The organism is Lacticaseibacillus suibinensis (assembly GCF_003946175.1).
Classification (GTDB): domain Bacteria; phylum Bacillota; class Bacilli; order Lactobacillales; family Lactobacillaceae; genus Lacticaseibacillus; species Lacticaseibacillus suibinensis.
The window spans coordinates 1-14,844 of the sequence record NZ_RHOK01000018.1; the positions used below are offsets into that span (position 1 = coordinate 1).

Genomic DNA, 14,844 nt, shown 5'->3' on the forward strand with positions numbered 1-14,844 from the left:
CACGGTTGAGCATTTGGCGCTGATTCAAGGCGTAGGTCAAAGCGACGCCCAATCGCGACTTTGGCGCTGGAGCGGCTTGTTCACACCATGCCCAGAACTGATCGATCAGCGGTTTCAGGTCGGTCTGTCGACACTTCAGACGCTCCTCTTGAAGGCGGCGAAGCCAATTGCCCAACCCGGCGATTTTTTTACCCCACTCGGTGCTAAAATTGACACCACTCGGCGAAAGAATTGACCAAGAATTTCAAAAGTGGCACCGCTGAACGTTTTCAGCGGTGCCACTTCAGTTTTATGGGAGCTTATCACCTCGACCTTTTCCTAGATATTTCAAGATGACTTCCTTTCCGTATTCGAAGAGCTCGTCATCTGTCAATTTATCGTCATGTTCCCAGATGATATCCACCAATGCGTCGCCAAGCACATTCTCCCAGTCTTCCATTGCGTCTGTATGTGCGTAGAACATCGCTAATCTTTGTTCCAGTTCAACTGAAATCATGCAAATTCGCCTCCAATCCCATACCGCTCGCGCATCGATTTATCGCCTTGGATAAGGAGCTTGTAGGAATCATGGACGATCCGATCAAGGATCGCATCCGCAATCTGTGGGTTTCCCAGCTTACTATGCCAGCCTTCCGGCGCGAATTGAGTACAAAAGATCGTTGAACCACGCTGGCTTCGATACTCAATCAACTCAAGAATGGTTTGGGATTGTTCATCGTTGACTGGCGTCAATAGCCATTCATCGATAATCAAAAGTTCGATTTTCTTGTATCGTTCAATAATCTTATGAAAGTCTCCGTTGGCCTCATGCTTCGCCACAATCAGGTCATCAATTAGTTCGGGCAGACGTACATATTTAACTTTATGGAACTGATGACAAGCCTCAATTCCCAAGGCTGTCGCTAACCATGTTTTCCCATTGCCTGAAGCACCCATCAAGATGACGTTATGATGCTCTTGAATGTACGTCCCAGTCGCAAGTCGTTGAATCAAACCCCGATCCAATTTACGATCGGGTAGGTAATTGATATCTGCTACACATGGTTCATTCGTTCGAAAATTTGCACTTTTGATCAATCGATTCAGCTTATTCGATTGAAGACTTGCGTATGCCGCATCGACGAGTAGCTTAAACCGATCGTCAAAATTCATTGATCGATATTCGGCGTTACTTTCTTGCACCTCTAGGGCATCCGACATCGCAGTAAGTCGCGTCTTACGTAGTTTGCGTTGCGTTTCATCATTTGTCATTGATCGTTTCCTCCAAAGTAGGCTGCCCCGCGGGTGAATCCATAGTCTGGTTCATTGGTCGGCTTCTGTACTGGAATCTTCTGACTCCTTAGTACTCGCTCAACTACCGACACCGTCGGTGCGGTCGCAATCTTCATTACGGTCGTACATGCGGCTTCGATTTCAATGCCTGCGTATTTTCGATCTAGGCCTTTGAATCGAAAGGCCGCGCTTAGTCCTTGTTTTTCGCTTGCGGCAGACTGGAGAAGATACCGCATTACACCAAGCGTGTTGATGCCAACCGCTTCCGCCCAAGCTAATGCATTCTCTGGTGTATGATCAACGAACAGTTTATGTTCTGCTGGCAAATGGTCATGATTGGTTGAAAATTGCCCGAATTTACCACTTAGTCGTTTATGAGAGGCAATCCGATTACCTTTATAGAAAACCTCTACGATATCTTTCGTCACCTTGATATCCACTTTGGATGAGATATACTCGTAAGGAACAGAGTAAAACTGACTTTCCACGTTGATGTGGTAGTCTAATTGTACGGTGGCAGTCCGCCAACTGGCCATCGTGTAAGCTTGAACTGGTAGTGGTCGCAAGGCAAAGCTTTCTTCATCCTGAAACGCCGAAAGGCGACTACCTTGTTTGTATTTCTTCGTAAACGGTCGTTCGTTGAACTCCTTGAGTTTGATACGAACGGCCTTATTTAATTCCTCGAGGTCAAAGAACGTTTCATTCCCTCAATTTTCAAGTCAAGTGCAACACCTTAGCGACTAGACCAAAAAGGCCATGAAGACCTATTCTTGTTAGTGCTAGCTAAACAAGAAAGCAGGAATCTTCATGACCCACTCTCAGACTAACACCCACAAGCATTACCAACAACTCAGTTTTAGCGACCGTGCTACAATTCAGGCCCTTCGGGCTGCTGGTGACACCGCGACCGTGATTGCACAGAAGCTTCATCGCAGTCGTCACTCGCATCAAGTCTATCTTGCGGAAACTGCCCAAGCCATGCACGACCGTAAACGCGATAGAACCGGTCACTACGCCTTTCTTAAGACCGGCCGTGCGTTCTTCAAGGCTCTCGCCAGGGAGCTTACTCGTAAGCCGCGCGTACACAGCGTTGATAGCTTCGTACACTTCTATCGCGACCAGGGCAAGGCTTGCCCTTCAACGACAACTGTGTATCGCTACATCGACGCCGGGCTGCTTGAGCTAGACAACATGACACTTCCCAAGAAGCTCCGACGCCGCATCAAAGGCTATAAGAACGCCCACAAGCGCAAGAATAAGAAGATATACGGCGACTCAATCGAGTTGCGTCCTGCGGCCGTGAATGACCGCACAGGCGTGGGACATTGGGAAGGCGACTTGGTCAAAGGTATTCGCTTAGCTGATGAGCCAGCATTAATGACGCTCACAGAACGGTACAGCCGGACTGAGATCATCGTCAAGATTCCTGACTATCATGCGGGCACCTGCCTTAAAGCCTTGCAGGACACGATCGACGACTACGGGGCCAAGGAATTTGAGAGTATCACTTTTGACAATGGTTCCGAGTTTGCCAAGTTATCAGAGATTGTTGGAACCCAGATTTACTTCGCACATCCGTACTCGCCTTGGGAGCGTGGCACAAACGAGAACGCCAATGGACTGCTTAGGGAGTACTTCCCGAAGGGAAAGTCTCTCAGGGACGTTACGCTGGTTGAGATCCAAGCAGTCCAATCCGCACTGAACCATCGTCCCAGACGTATTCTGAACTATCTTCGACCATGCGATTACTACCGACGCATGGCTTAACAACCTAGACCACTATCAAGGATTCGTTATCATCGTTGCACTTGACTTGAAAATTGAGGGAAGATTTTTTCTTTTGCAAGTAGTAGTCTGCGATGTGGCACTGATGGTAGTGACTAGCTGAAGCCATTTGGCCAATGGTTCGGTATAAGATTTTACGAGCCATTGTATTACCGCGTTTACTAATATGGTCAGCCGTAATAAATTGTCCGGATTCATAATGACGCAAATCCACTCCAACAAAAGCATTTAAGGCATTCGGGTTCCGAAAGCGTCGAATGTCACCTAAGGTGCCTAAGAGTAAGACAGCGGTTGTGTTTGAGATTCCTGGAAGTAAAATTAAGACAGTAGCTAATTTATCATTTGCATCTTACCATCAATTATCTGATAAACTTTGTCTGCCGTATTTTTTAACCTTAAGTCATGAGTAACTACAATAATAATTTTATTTCTCTTATGTGCTAAATCTCTGAGTAACTCGATTACTTTCATAGATCTATCCGTATCTAAGGCGGCTGTGGGTTCATCCGCTAAGATATAGTCAGGATCAGTGTATAATGCTCTAGCAATTGCCACACGTTGCTTTTGTCCACCAGAGAGTTGATTAGGATATTTTTTTAGGAGTTCTAAAAGTCCTAAATTAGATAGAAGTTCATGCATTTTTTGCTCAGTTAAATTTTGTTTTTTTAGTTTATCTACTAATTTAAACTGTTCTTCGACCGTTAAAAATGGAACTAAGTTATAAGATTGTAAAACAAATCCTATTTTTTCCAATCTTAATTTTGTTTGCTGTTTTTTGGATAAACTTTTAATTGTGCTGTCATTTATTTTTACGTCACCCTCAGTTGGTGTCTGCAGCCCGCCGGCTATAGTCAAAAATGTAGTTTTTCCTGATCCTGATGGCCCTACAACTAAAATAAGCTGACCACTTTCTGCTTTAAAATTAATATTTTCCAGCGCTACGTACCTACTACTCCCTTCTCCGAAAACTTTTGTCACCGATTCAAAAATTAGATTTGACATGCAATTAACCTCCAATAATTTTGTAAGGATCAACTTTGGCGATTTGACGAATAGGTATCAGTGCACCTAACAAGGACATAACGATAATACCAACTCCAGTTACAAAAACGTTACTTTTGTCAATCACAATTGGAACCTCGCTTGGTAATGTAAGAGCCGTTATTTCACCCAACATAATGGCTATGATAACGCCAACAATCGACATGACAAATGATTGAAATAACGTACTCAAAATAAGATATTGCGTTGAGACTCCTTGCGCCTTCAAGACACCTAAGTTGGGTAATTTTTGAACAGTCAGAATATACAAGAAAATTGAAATAACAATTAGAATAATAATATACAAAAAAGCAATCATGAAGTCGAATGTGAGTTGTTGTGCGCTATATCCAGGTAATTTCTTAATAAATGAGCTAATGCTCAATTGATTGGTCCCTTTTGGTATTTTTGAATTCTTTAACTTATTCTTGAATACCACAGCATTTGTTACACCTTTATTCAATGGTTGAATAGTATCTTGTGAAATATAAACCACGGGAAGAGCACTTAAAGTTGCCCTGGGTGTAAAACCTGTAATTTTAATCTTCAATGATGAATTAGCAACTAACAAGTAGTCACCAATTTTGAATCCATCATTTTTGAATTTATCCGATACAACACTGTTATTATTTCTGATATTTTTACTACCACTTGTTATTTTCAATTTTTTAAATATGAATGATTTGGAATCAAGAGCTACTAATTGAGCATTCTCTTTTAATCCGTTTTCTGATTTTACAAGGGTACTATACTGTGAAATTCGGGTTCCATTATTTGGTAAACTAACAACCGTATCCTGTGAAAGAAAAGATTGTGGTAAACGTCCTTCAGAATCACTATTTAAGACAATACTTGAAGCATTCCACTCGTTAATTGCCGCTTTGTTTAGGTCAGCTAAACCAGTAGCTAAACCAGTAAGAATAATCAGAAGATAACTTACTAAAAATATAAGTGCCACTATTAGGCTATAACGCAATTTTTCATGTAACATTTCTTTAATAGCTAAAAACATAATGATCTCCTGTTATTAATTATATTTATTATTGACGAATCAAAGACGCTTTCTGAAGTCTTACCAGAAGGTTTACTTGTATTTGTTACGATGGCCAGTTCAGGAATTTCATTGTTTATTTGCCCAGATTCAAGGTCGTTTGAGAGCACTCTAATTGCGTCTCTTACTGAACTTGCTGGGATTTGAGCGGCTATATTCTTTACCTCCTTAACCTGAAAGTAATGCATTGAGCCATCCTCGTATCTTATATCTATATCATCTTGGCCCTCCACGTTGATCCACTCAACTTCCTTTATCCTTAAAATTAGCAAATACAGCGCAGCAAAGTCTTGATAATGAAAGCCTCTCTGAGTCCCCGAAGCGTTTGTACTGCCCACACTCATTCCGCCACCTCCAATCCGTAATGACAATTGACTTAAGCCAGGCGCTTTCTATCTTGCCAACCCTCGTTCGTCTCTTAACACCTTAAACGTCACCCCTGTATCCAGAGCCTCAAAATGCGCCTTCCCAGACCGAAGCTGCAACCGCTCGCGACCACGCAATGCTTCCTCATCAGAATTGGCTTTAGTATCCGCAACAAAATAAAGCCGCGTTCCGGCATCTTCCTCATACAAGATCGCCCAGTCAGGATTGTATGTTCCAAGCGGTGTCTTCACCTTGAACCAGTCAGGCATCTTAATATAGAACCTGACATTATCATCCTGCTCACAGTCCCGCGCGAATTGCTTTTCAGTGTCGGAGTCAGTGACGATGTAATTATAGACGGTTTTCCCGCCATCAACGGCCACGGCGTTACCTTCTTGTCCGTCGTGGTCCAAATAAGCATAAAGCGTCTCTGCCGTGAATAAGCGCTGTTCGTACTCGTCTCCGGTCTTTCGGTATTCAATCCCGTCAACCATGAGCTGACGTTTCTCCCAGTTAATCAACTTGGCAGCCTGCGTCATGTAGCTTTGTGGGTTCGCCTCAAACGCAGCTAAACTATCAACTCCGTTCAATATTTTGGCTAATGTTCGCCGAGTCAATTGTGTCTCATTCTGCAGGAATGTAAGAATATCAGGAAGCTCATATGGCGTCTGATCACTGCTCGATAGGCGTCGTTCGTGCGGATCATGTACTTCCATCCCGGCAGCAGTATTTTGAATCAGTGCCTTGGAGTAAGTGAAGTTTCCTTTGTGAGTCGTGATATTATTTAGTTTTTTCACTGCGCGATCAATCAGAGCTTCTGTGTCAAAATGCACACGATAAGTCGTCTTTTCCTTTATCCGGTCCCAAAGAGCAAGAAAATCATCACTCAGTGCTTCCTTATTCACATCCACCTCATGCCGATCAGCGCGATTCCGAATTTCTAGAGACTTGACGTGTTTCTCTGCAATCGCCAGGACGGGTGCCTCAAATGGTGCATATTCTTCTGGTAGTTCTATTTGCTTATTCTTAATCGCACTTCTTAGCTTATCAGTGGCCTTGTGAGCGGTGTTCAAAAAGCCATCGTCTGTTAAGGCTTGCACTAGAGCTTTGGAACGTTTTTTACCGAGCACTTCTTGTTCACCAGTAAATTCGTCTTTACTCAGAACAATCGTTGCAAATGTGTCTGGCCCAAATACGCCGAACTTAACACCATCGTCGGCATATTCTTTCTGTAAGGTCTCGGCAAAGTCTTTATAGCTCTCGTTCGCCATCACCGTCAGCGTATTGACTTCGAAACCAGGGATTCGCCGCCCGGATTGATCAACAGCAATGCGCAGACCACGACCCACTTTTTGTCGCTTAGTCATCGTGTCCTTCGTGTCCGCCAACGTACAGATCTGAAAAATATTAGGATTATCCCAGCCTTCACGAAGCGCGGAGTGAGAAAAGACGAAACGTAATTTGTTAACGCTTGCCACCGCCCCAGTATCGGGATCGTATGCTGTCAGCAACCCCTCTTTGTCTTTCATAATCATACTGTACGTTGATTCATCCGCTGCCGTATCTCCACGCGTATTTTTGAAGCGTTTCTTACCGTCACGCGAAAAATATCCATCATGTACTTCTGAGACTGGCACCTTGGCATCACGGAGGCCGCTAAATTTTTTGGAATGAATTAAGGCGTTATATTCTTCTTCGAAGATCTTCGCATACTTACCAAGACTCGTGGTGCCATCATCGTTGTATTCACGGTAGTTCTCGACCTTATCCAAGAAAAACAGGCTGAGCACCTTTACTGGAATCTTGGCCTTCTGAAAGCGCAGTTCCTTCTCTAAGTGTTCCTGGATTGTCTGTTTGATTTGGTCGCGTTTCAAAGCTTCATCTTCTGCATTCGAAGAGGCTAAGGTTATCTCACTTGGCTCGCCAGAAAAATAGACGGTTTCAGCCCCCGGAGTCGTATCTATATCAGTGACAAATCCAACTTTACTGTATGTCTGAAGTTTAGTCTTGCTGGCAATATCCGTATCCTTCTTCACGGTTATGATTGCCTTATCAGCGTCTTGTTTAGTCTTCTTATAGACCTCAATTCGGGCAGAGATAGCGCCTTTCTTATTGTTCGTACTTACGAGACGCAAATATGCTCGATTGCCGTCCTCATCCATCTGGACACCAGCAACCTCAATTTGTTTAACCAATTGTTGGTCGTACGCCTCTACCGGCCCTAGTCGGTAAATAGTTGGATAACTTTCCTTGTGAGTGGCTGAGTACCTGAAACCAATACAAGGATTGAGCCTATTAATCGCAGCCTTCGCATTGGGAGTCCCATCTACCGACTGTGGTTCGTCAATAATCAATATAGGCCTGGTCTGTGCCAGAAAGTCAATCGGACGATCACCACCCAGCTTGTCGTTCTCCTGATTCATGACGTTAGTATCCTTATTGAACGCTTGAATGGTCGTGATCATGATTTGAATGTTGCTCGAGCTTGCAAACTCCCTCACTCGGTTGAGATCATTGCTGGAATAGACAAATGAGTCATAGATTGCACCATTGTATTGCGATGATAGATAACCACGCGTTATCTCGATAGACTTCTGCACCCCTTCACGTATGGCCACTGAGGGTACCACAATGATAAACTTCAAGAAGCCGTATTGTTTATTGAGCTCAAGAATCGTCTTCAAATAAACCAGCGTCTTCCCTGTGCCAGTCTCCATTTCAATATTGAAAGACGGGAATTGTTTATTCTCGCCCGTCAGTTCATCATCTGGGGCAATTCCGTTGCTAATCTGAATCTGCTGCATGTTCTTAATTAATTCAGCACGAGTAATATTGACGCTGTTGCCGACCCCAACCCCGTCTTCAGAAAAGAATGCGCCTTGTGCGTTTGAATTCGACAAAGTGAAATTAGCTTGCCGAACCGTTTGACCTTTGAATAATAGGGTGGCAGCTTGGACTGCCTGAAGCTGGTACTCCAGCTCATCAAACTTAATCTTCATTACAAGCACCCCCTATATCGACTGAATATCTGCATATTGAAAACCCGCATCGTTTAAAATTTCAATCGCGTTTAGTTTTTCACTATCGTCTTTGAAACCATTGTCTTGAAATACAACCGTAGCCCGTTCCATGTTAGAACGGCGAAAGTCGTCAGCGACTGCAGCGGCAGTAGATAACGTAATTGTTTGATTACCGAGAACAACATAAAGTACACCACCTGCGACAATGTACAGGTCAGCCCCATCAATGTGTCGCGTCTCAACCGGATAACTAAGATCAAGGCCTTGTTTAAGTATGACTTCAGTTAAAATGTCTTCACTAGAGCGACCTGTCACGAAATTTTCTTCTAAGAAGTCGATGCTGAAAACGGATGACTTTGCATTCCAACGAACAAGATTTGAATTTGCCACGGAATAAACCCTTACGCCACAATCAAAGGTTACCTCAGGATGTTCTTTAGCAATCGCCTCTCCAGCCAACTGAATACGTTTTTCGCCGATCTCCGTCAATTTACGATATCCATCTTTGTAGGCTTCACTTTTCTCACCTAGTTCTTCCGGTAACTGGACAAGAATATAACGCCTTGTCCCAGCATCTGCAGCATTCAGACGCATTGTTGCCTCCGCCGTAGTAGCTGAACCCGAGAAAAAGTCCATCACAATGGAGTCCGGATTTGAGTACAGTTGGAGCATTCGCTCAATGAGCTCAACCGGTTTGGGATAACTAAAGTAGGCTTTACCCGAAAATAGCTTTTTCAAATCTTGACTTGCTTTTTGCGAATGGCCAACGTCCTCATATTTCCAAATAGTCATTGGTGTTATGCTATCTTTAACTTCTGATAAAAAACGCTTGATTGCGGGAACATTTGAGCCGTCGGTTCCAAACCATATACGATTGTCCCGAACAAACTCTTCGAATCGGTTCTGTGACAAGCGCCAGCTATATCCACTAGGAGGAAACACTTTACGACCGCTCGGTGTGGTAATTGGGTAAATATTGCTATCGATAGCCGGTCCAACGGATGCATCACTTGGCTTCCACGGCCCACGGGGGTCATCGTCAATATTCTGATATCTGGAATTAGCATCTGCAGTTCTTGGAATTCCATGACTTTCAACCTTGCCTGCCGCCCGGGCATAGACCAAAATATAATCATGACTCTCCGAAAAATTCTTTTTTAAATTGACAGGTGAATACGCACGCTCCCAGATAACCTGTGCAAGAAAGTTCTGCTCGCCGAAGATTTCATCCATCATCTTCTTTAAATTTGCTTGTTCGCTGTCATCAATACTGACAAAAATCACACCGTCATCTCTCAAAAAAGTCTGCGCCAATTTCAACCGGCTATACATCATATTTAACCAATCAGTGTGGAACTTCCCGTTTGATTCTGTATTGGTTGCGTAATGTGAACCCAAAGAATCAGTCTGGTTAGTCTCAGCCAAATAAGAATCTGTATCAGTGGAAAAATCATCGTGATACACAAAATCTTTGCCCGTGTTGTAGGGTGGATCAATATAGATTACCTTCACCTTGTGAGCGTAACTCTTCTGAATAATCTTTAGAGCGTCTAAGTTATCTCCCTCAATGTAGATATTGCCTGTATTTTCCCAGTCTAACGACGATTGTTTATGCGGTAGAAGTGTCTTCATCGTTGGCTGTTGGGCGGTTTGCATTGAGGCAAGCTTCCCATGCCACGTAAACTTGTACTTCTCTTCAGATTCATCCACTTCTTCACCGAGAATCGTTTTCAACACGTCAAAATCAATCTTTCCCTCAGTAACAACCTCCGGGAAGAGGGTCTTTAATTGACTAATATTCTCTGCTGTGAGATTAGATGAAGTTCCCTCCATCGGCTTAAAGCTACGATCTTTTGTCATAATTTGCTCCCTTTTAGTTTGACAATAATTGATTAAGTAATTTTTTCTTCTCAGCAATCTGTAACTGCAATTCGACTCTCAGATTAAGCTGGTTCTCTTTTATAACTTCGGTTTGAAGCGTTTCGACCTCAGACTGTAAGCGCAAAATTTCAGAGTAACCCTTAATATCGATGTCCATCGGTGATTTATTAAAATTGGCTTGAAGCGTCACCGATAAGACCCGATTTTGAATTCCCTTATAATATTCAAAGAGCGTTGTTCCAGGTTCTTTTGTAGGGACCAGCATTGAATCCATAAAATGATTACTCAGGATGCTTGAAATCACGACTCGTTCTATGCCCATCTCATGAGCCTTGCCATAACTATATTCTGCAACACCAACTGTGATTCGATTGTCAAGGTCAAAGAAAATGATTAGTGGATACGGAATAGCAGAATTAATCTGGCGAAATATTGCTTCTTCTCTGTCACTGTTCCTGACCCGGACGTAGAACACTTCGATTTCTTCAAATGATGTCTCGCCATCATTAGTAACCGTAAATCCGCTATTATTCGGACGCACACTACTCAACCAATAGACTGTGTCTACATCTTTCTGTATTAGTCCTTGCCCCTTTGATGATGACAAATGTTCATAAAACTGACGCTTAGGAACGTTTCGGTTGATTATTGTTGGCTGCGGAAGGCGCAATATCTTAATTAGATCACTTGTTTCCATCGATGGCCCCCTCAACAATCAAAAATGAAATCAGTTCAAAGTCGCTTTCCTGTGCAACTGCTTCGGCAGCATCCATAGCAGTCCCACCTGGGCTAAAGAGCGAATTAATGCCCACCTCAATTTTCTTTCCTTTAATTGACTGGATTGCCTCATTCAGCAGTTCAGAGTAGTGACTCATATCGCGCCCACCATTGGTCCCGGCATTAAAACGCGTAACTGCGTCCTCTAAAATACTAGTTTGGCCCAGACACAAACGTTTAAAGTAATCAAGAATCTGCTTTGCATACATGTAATTTAACTTCACTTTTCCGTCCGTCGACATGTATACCAGCAAGAATGGGGCAAGACTATTATCCTGACGTTGAATTTCACCAGATTGACGCAACACAAGAATCACCCCGGTTACAGCCTCATTTAACAGGCTTGCAGAGGTGACGGCGTACATCCCCTTGGGGGCGCGGTTTAACTCCGCTTCGTGTTCCTTTAAGGCCCCCGTCAAGTCCTGTTTGAACTCATTGAAAGTTAAATCTGTGATCGAGATGGAGCCATTCATGTCTTCGAGATCCACCACTTCATTCTGCAATTGTTGCAGCTGCTCTCGCCGATAATCGAGGTCCGTATGTTCGCGTTCAGTCTGCAGAACATTATCGTCCCCTGTCGCAGACACATCCAGCAGCGTCATTCTGCTCCGTACTCTGTCTTCCAAATCAAGATAGACGTCAAGATCCACATCTGGCCAGAAATTAACAAGTTGGATTTGAGAATTCTTAGATCCGATTCGATCGATTCGACCAAATCGCTGAATGATTCGCACCGGGTTCCAATGAATGTCATAGTTCACGAGGTAGTCCGCGTCCTGCAAATTTTGGCCTTCCGAGATAGCATCGGTAGCAATCAGGACATCGATTTCTTCCGGCGCACGCCTGTCGTCGGCATCGCGCTGCTTCGCTAACGGAGCAAAGTTAAGCAGTATGTCGTTCATGTCCGCCACTTTCACGCCAGTCATATTCGTCTTATTCTTCGACTGACCACCTGTAATCAGTGCTGTGTTAAGTCCGTACTTTGATTTGATAGTTGTCGCTAAATTATCGTACAAATAAGCAGCCGTATCCGCGAAAGCCGTAAAAATAATAATCTTCTTATTATTGACGTTGAGCGGGTGCAGCCATTTTTCTTCCATCAGTCCGTATAAATCGGCGAGTTTTGCATCGTTCTCTGGTTTAACTGCGGTTGCATCGTTTGCAAGGTTTCGAAGAATGTCACGATCATCCTCGAGATCCTGACGCCAGCGAATTCTATCAATATCGCCTATTAAGATTTTGACCTTTTTACCTACCGCTTCAGCATCAAACGCATCCGCGATATCGTCATCATCTTCGAAAGCCGTAATACTAGCCAGTTCGTCAACGTTCTGGTTAGCCTCATCAATTTTTCTGATTGCATCGTCAACGGAATCCAGCATTCTCTGAAGTGTCAGTCCGAATGAATTGACTGAGCTTTCAAGCCGCTTCAGCAAGTTAGTGCGAATTAAACCCGTTAAGGCCTGCTCACGATCTTCTTGCCGGAATGTGGCATTGCCTCTTCCAGTCTTAGTATCGTAAAGAGCGGCATACTTAGCCTTTTTATTCGGCATAACGTATGCCATTGGCTGAAATAATGCTAACCGCAACCGTCCAATCGATTCGTACGTATCGTTGAGTGGCGGGAACTGTCCTGATAAATCGATTTGAGACTTGATGGTCTTTGGTCGTAGTCGTATTGGAAAGCTGCCGAGTGCGGAAGAATCATAGAATTTTTCAATATGCTTCCGACTACGGGCAATCGTAAATCTATCTAGTATCTCAAAATAGCCAGGATTAACCATGTCTAGGAAACGCTGGGTGGTGCGCTTGCTCGGCTGAAGTAGTGACCACTCGTTAAAACGCGTTTGAGCGCGACGCAACTCCTCGTCGATATTTGCAACCCCGTACTTACGTAGTGCATGCTCGTCGCCCTCTGTAATGAAGTTAATCTGGTTTTTAATGTCATTCATGCGATTGTTGACCGGTGTTGCTGATAGCATCAGTACCTTCGTCTTTGTGCCTTGCTTGATGATGTCTTCCATCAAACGCTCGTAGCGACTCTGACGGCCATCGTAATGATTATTGTTACGGAAATTATGTGACTCATCAATCACGACAAGATCATAATTCGCCCAGTTCAACGTGGACAAATTGATATCCCCAGAATAACCCGAGGTGCGACTTAAATCGGTATGATTCAGAACGTCAAAACCAAATCGGTCAGCAGCAAGGAAGTTCGTCTTAGTGTTCTGCGTCCACGTCACCCAGTTCTCGCGTAAACGTTTCGGTGCCAGTACCAAGACGCGATCGTTTCTCAATTCGTAATACTTAATAACTGCTAGGGCTGAGAAGGTCTTCCCCAAGCCAACCGAATCCGCTAACAGTGCACCGTTGTACTTCTCTAGTTTTTCAATCAGGCCAACAACACCATCTCGCTGAAATGGATACAGGGCATTCCACACCTTTGTCTCTTTGAAACCGGTACCCTTTCGAATGATATTGTCTTCGTCTAATTCGTCAAGGCGATCGTTAAATAAATGGTAGAGCGACACGAAATAGAGCCACTCCGGGCTCTTCTCCTGTGCCATTTTTTGAATCCTATCGATGACGGACTGGTCAACTGAGACAGTTTTGCTTTTGTCGTTCCAGGCTGCATTAAACGAGTCTGTCATGCTCGCATTCACCTCAGACAGATTCATTAATGCTGTCATTGGCGTAAGATTGCTCGACTCCGTTAAACCGATGCCATCACCCGTAAAGCTAAAAGTGCTCTGAATGACAAAGGAGCTTGCACCCTCTGTATTACCATTGAGAATCAACATCGGGGCCATTGTCGTTTGCCCTTTAATCTTCTTGAACTCAATCTTTCGTTTAATCATCTTTGAAATATCTTTAGCGATAGACGCATTCATCATCTGATTGCGAAGTCGAATCTCATAATTATTGCCAGCAATCTGATTCCGTTTCTGGGCAATCTCATAACGCCGTAAATAATCAGATACTGGTTGTTCAAAAATATCTTCGGTGAGGATGATCCTAACCCGACTCAAATTTCTAAGCTGATCCATCAACGCATTTAAGGCGAAGATAGAAAAGGCTGGCGTTACAATGTCTAGGGAGCTCCCTGAGGCAATACTGGTCTGCAACAAATGTAGAACAGTATTGTCACCTTGATTTGTAATAACTTTAACTGGGTTACTCTCTGACATACGCTTACCTCTTTCCGACTAATTTCTACTTGTTGGTGTAAACACTAATATGTGCTCGGTACGCGACCCATTGAATATCGGGAAGTACAATTCACAACAGAATGCAAACCCGAGTATTTATTTTCGGTTCTCGGACTTAATACTAACGATGTCGCCGATATCAACATTTAGAGCTTCACCAATTTTAATGAGTGACTCCATCGAAACAGGCTGATCTTTTCCTAACTTTGCGATGACATTTGCGCTCACACCAGCTTGCTCTTTCAACTGTGTTTTATTGATGTCTTGGTCAATTAAGGTCTTCCAGAGTCCTTTATATGAAATCGTCATCATGCCACCTCACTTATCATTTTAGTATATCATTAACTAGCAATATTAGCTCACGGATTCGTGATGTAACCTTTTATTTTATGTAGAAATATTTGCATATTGGATTCCCATGTACCTCATCCGATTTAGA

Annotated in this window: 13 protein-coding genes and 1 pseudogene; 1 reads left to right on the plus strand and 13 read right to left on the minus strand. The window is 43.5% G+C overall.

Translation table 11 applies throughout. From position 1 onward, the window contains the following. From EKM90_RS09320 to EKM90_RS09335, 4 genes and pseudogenes are all read right to left on the minus strand, one after another. A pseudogene (locus EKM90_RS09320) lies at positions 1-151 on the minus strand (IS66 family transposase); the annotation flags it as partial. Positions 152-289: 138 nt separating this feature from the next. Then, positions 290-496 carry a hypothetical protein gene (locus tag EKM90_RS09325; protein WP_125581986.1) on the minus strand — a complete coding sequence of 69 codons (207 nt, stop codon included), beginning with the start codon at positions 494-496 and terminating at the stop codon, positions 290-292. Further along, entirely contained in the window at positions 493-1,251 is a 759-nt protein-coding gene (gene istB / locus EKM90_RS09330; protein WP_125581988.1) for an IS21-like element helper ATPase IstB, read from the minus strand. The genes EKM90_RS09325 and istB overlap by 4 nt, the downstream gene beginning before the upstream one ends. Further along, positions 1,248-1,838, minus strand: coding sequence for a Mu transposase domain-containing protein (locus tag EKM90_RS09335; RefSeq protein WP_191987476.1), 591 nt, complete (start codon positions 1,836-1,838; stop codon positions 1,248-1,250). Before EKM90_RS09335 ends, istB begins: the two co-directional genes overlap by 4 nt. Positions 1,839-2,079: 241 nt before the next feature. Between EKM90_RS09335 and EKM90_RS09340 the strand changes: the two genes are divergently transcribed. Further along, positions 2,080-3,039 (plus strand): IS30 family transposase, encoded by a 960-nt coding sequence (locus EKM90_RS09340; protein ID WP_125581990.1) that lies wholly within the window; start codon positions 2,080-2,082, stop codon positions 3,037-3,039. Positions 3,040-3,043: 4 nt separating this feature from the next. On the opposite strand, the gene EKM90_RS13245 is transcribed toward EKM90_RS09340, so the two are convergent. From EKM90_RS13245 to EKM90_RS09385, 9 genes are all read right to left on the minus strand, one after another. Then, positions 3,044-3,376: a transposase gene (locus EKM90_RS13245; protein ID WP_125582096.1), complete on the minus strand. Its 333-nt coding sequence runs from the start codon at positions 3,374-3,376 to the stop codon at positions 3,044-3,046. Between the two features lie 11 nt (positions 3,377-3,387). Next, complete coding sequence (locus tag EKM90_RS09350) at positions 3,388-4,059, minus strand: ABC transporter ATP-binding protein (protein ID WP_125581992.1); 672 nt, start codon at positions 4,057-4,059, stop codon at positions 3,388-3,390. 4 nt (positions 4,060-4,063) lie between these two features. Next, positions 4,064-5,110, minus strand: a complete 1,047-nt coding sequence (locus tag EKM90_RS09355; RefSeq protein ID WP_125581994.1) for an ABC transporter permease — start codon at positions 5,108-5,110, stop codon at positions 4,064-4,066. After that, positions 5,101-5,493: a dsDNA nuclease domain-containing protein gene (locus EKM90_RS09360; protein WP_125581996.1), complete on the minus strand. Its 393-nt coding sequence runs from the start codon at positions 5,491-5,493 to the stop codon at positions 5,101-5,103. The genes EKM90_RS09355 and EKM90_RS09360 overlap by 10 nt, the downstream gene beginning before the upstream one ends. A 48-nt stretch (positions 5,494-5,541) precedes the next feature. Continuing rightward, complete coding sequence (locus EKM90_RS09365; RefSeq protein ID WP_125581998.1) at positions 5,542-8,514, minus strand: restriction endonuclease; 2,973 nt, start codon at positions 8,512-8,514, stop codon at positions 5,542-5,544. Positions 8,515-8,526: 12 nt separating this feature from the next. After that, a complete protein-coding gene (locus tag EKM90_RS09370; RefSeq protein WP_225422812.1) occupies positions 8,527-10,395 on the minus strand; it encodes a site-specific DNA-methyltransferase in 1,869 nt (622 codons plus the stop codon). Positions 10,396-10,408: 13 nt separating this feature from the next. After that, positions 10,409-11,113, minus strand: a complete 705-nt coding sequence (locus tag EKM90_RS09375) for a DUF4391 domain-containing protein (protein WP_125582000.1) — start codon at positions 11,111-11,113, stop codon at positions 10,409-10,411. Then, a complete protein-coding gene (locus EKM90_RS09380; RefSeq protein WP_125582002.1) occupies positions 11,100-14,384 on the minus strand; it encodes a helicase-related protein in 3,285 nt (1,094 codons plus the stop codon). Before EKM90_RS09380 ends, EKM90_RS09375 begins: the two co-directional genes overlap by 14 nt. A gap of 117 nt (positions 14,385-14,501) precedes the next feature. Beyond that, positions 14,502-14,714, minus strand: a complete 213-nt coding sequence (locus tag EKM90_RS09385) for a helix-turn-helix domain-containing protein (RefSeq protein ID WP_025012558.1) — start codon at positions 14,712-14,714, stop codon at positions 14,502-14,504. Positions 14,715-14,844 lie beyond the last annotated feature (130 nt).

Excerpts from the sequence above, each read along its gene's own strand:
- EKM90_RS09365 (WP_125581998.1), bottom strand. The coding sequence starts at position 8,514 with ATGAAGATTAAGTTTGATGAGCTGGAGTACCAGCTTCAGGCAGTCCAA.
- EKM90_RS09370 (WP_225422812.1), bottom strand. The coding sequence starts at position 10,395 with ATGACAAAAGATCGTAGCTTTAAGCCGATGGAGGGAACTTCATCTAAT.
- istB (WP_125581988.1), bottom strand. The coding sequence starts at position 1,251 with ATGACAAATGATGAAACGCAACGCAAACTACGTAAGACGCGACTTACT.
- EKM90_RS09360 (WP_125581996.1), bottom strand. The coding sequence starts at position 5,493 with ATGAGTGTGGGCAGTACAAACGCTTCGGGGACTCAGAGAGGCTTTCAT.
- EKM90_RS09340 (WP_125581990.1), top strand. The coding sequence starts at position 2,080 with ATGACCCACTCTCAGACTAACACCCACAAGCATTACCAACAACTCAGT.
- EKM90_RS09355 (WP_125581994.1), bottom strand. The coding sequence starts at position 5,110 with ATGTTTTTAGCTATTAAAGAAATGTTACATGAAAAATTGCGTTATAGC.
- EKM90_RS09375 (WP_125582000.1), bottom strand. The coding sequence starts at position 11,113 with ATGGAAACAAGTGATCTAATTAAGATATTGCGCCTTCCGCAGCCAACA.
- EKM90_RS09385 (WP_025012558.1), bottom strand. The coding sequence starts at position 14,714 with ATGACGATTTCATATAAAGGACTCTGGAAGACCTTAATTGACCAAGAC.
- EKM90_RS09380 (WP_125582002.1), bottom strand. The coding sequence starts at position 14,384 with ATGTCAGAGAGTAACCCAGTTAAAGTTATTACAAATCAAGGTGACAAT.
- EKM90_RS09325 (WP_125581986.1), bottom strand. The coding sequence starts at position 496 with ATGATTTCAGTTGAACTGGAACAAAGATTAGCGATGTTCTACGCACAT.
- EKM90_RS09350 (WP_125581992.1), bottom strand. The coding sequence starts at position 4,059 with ATGTCAAATCTAATTTTTGAATCGGTGACAAAAGTTTTCGGAGAAGGG.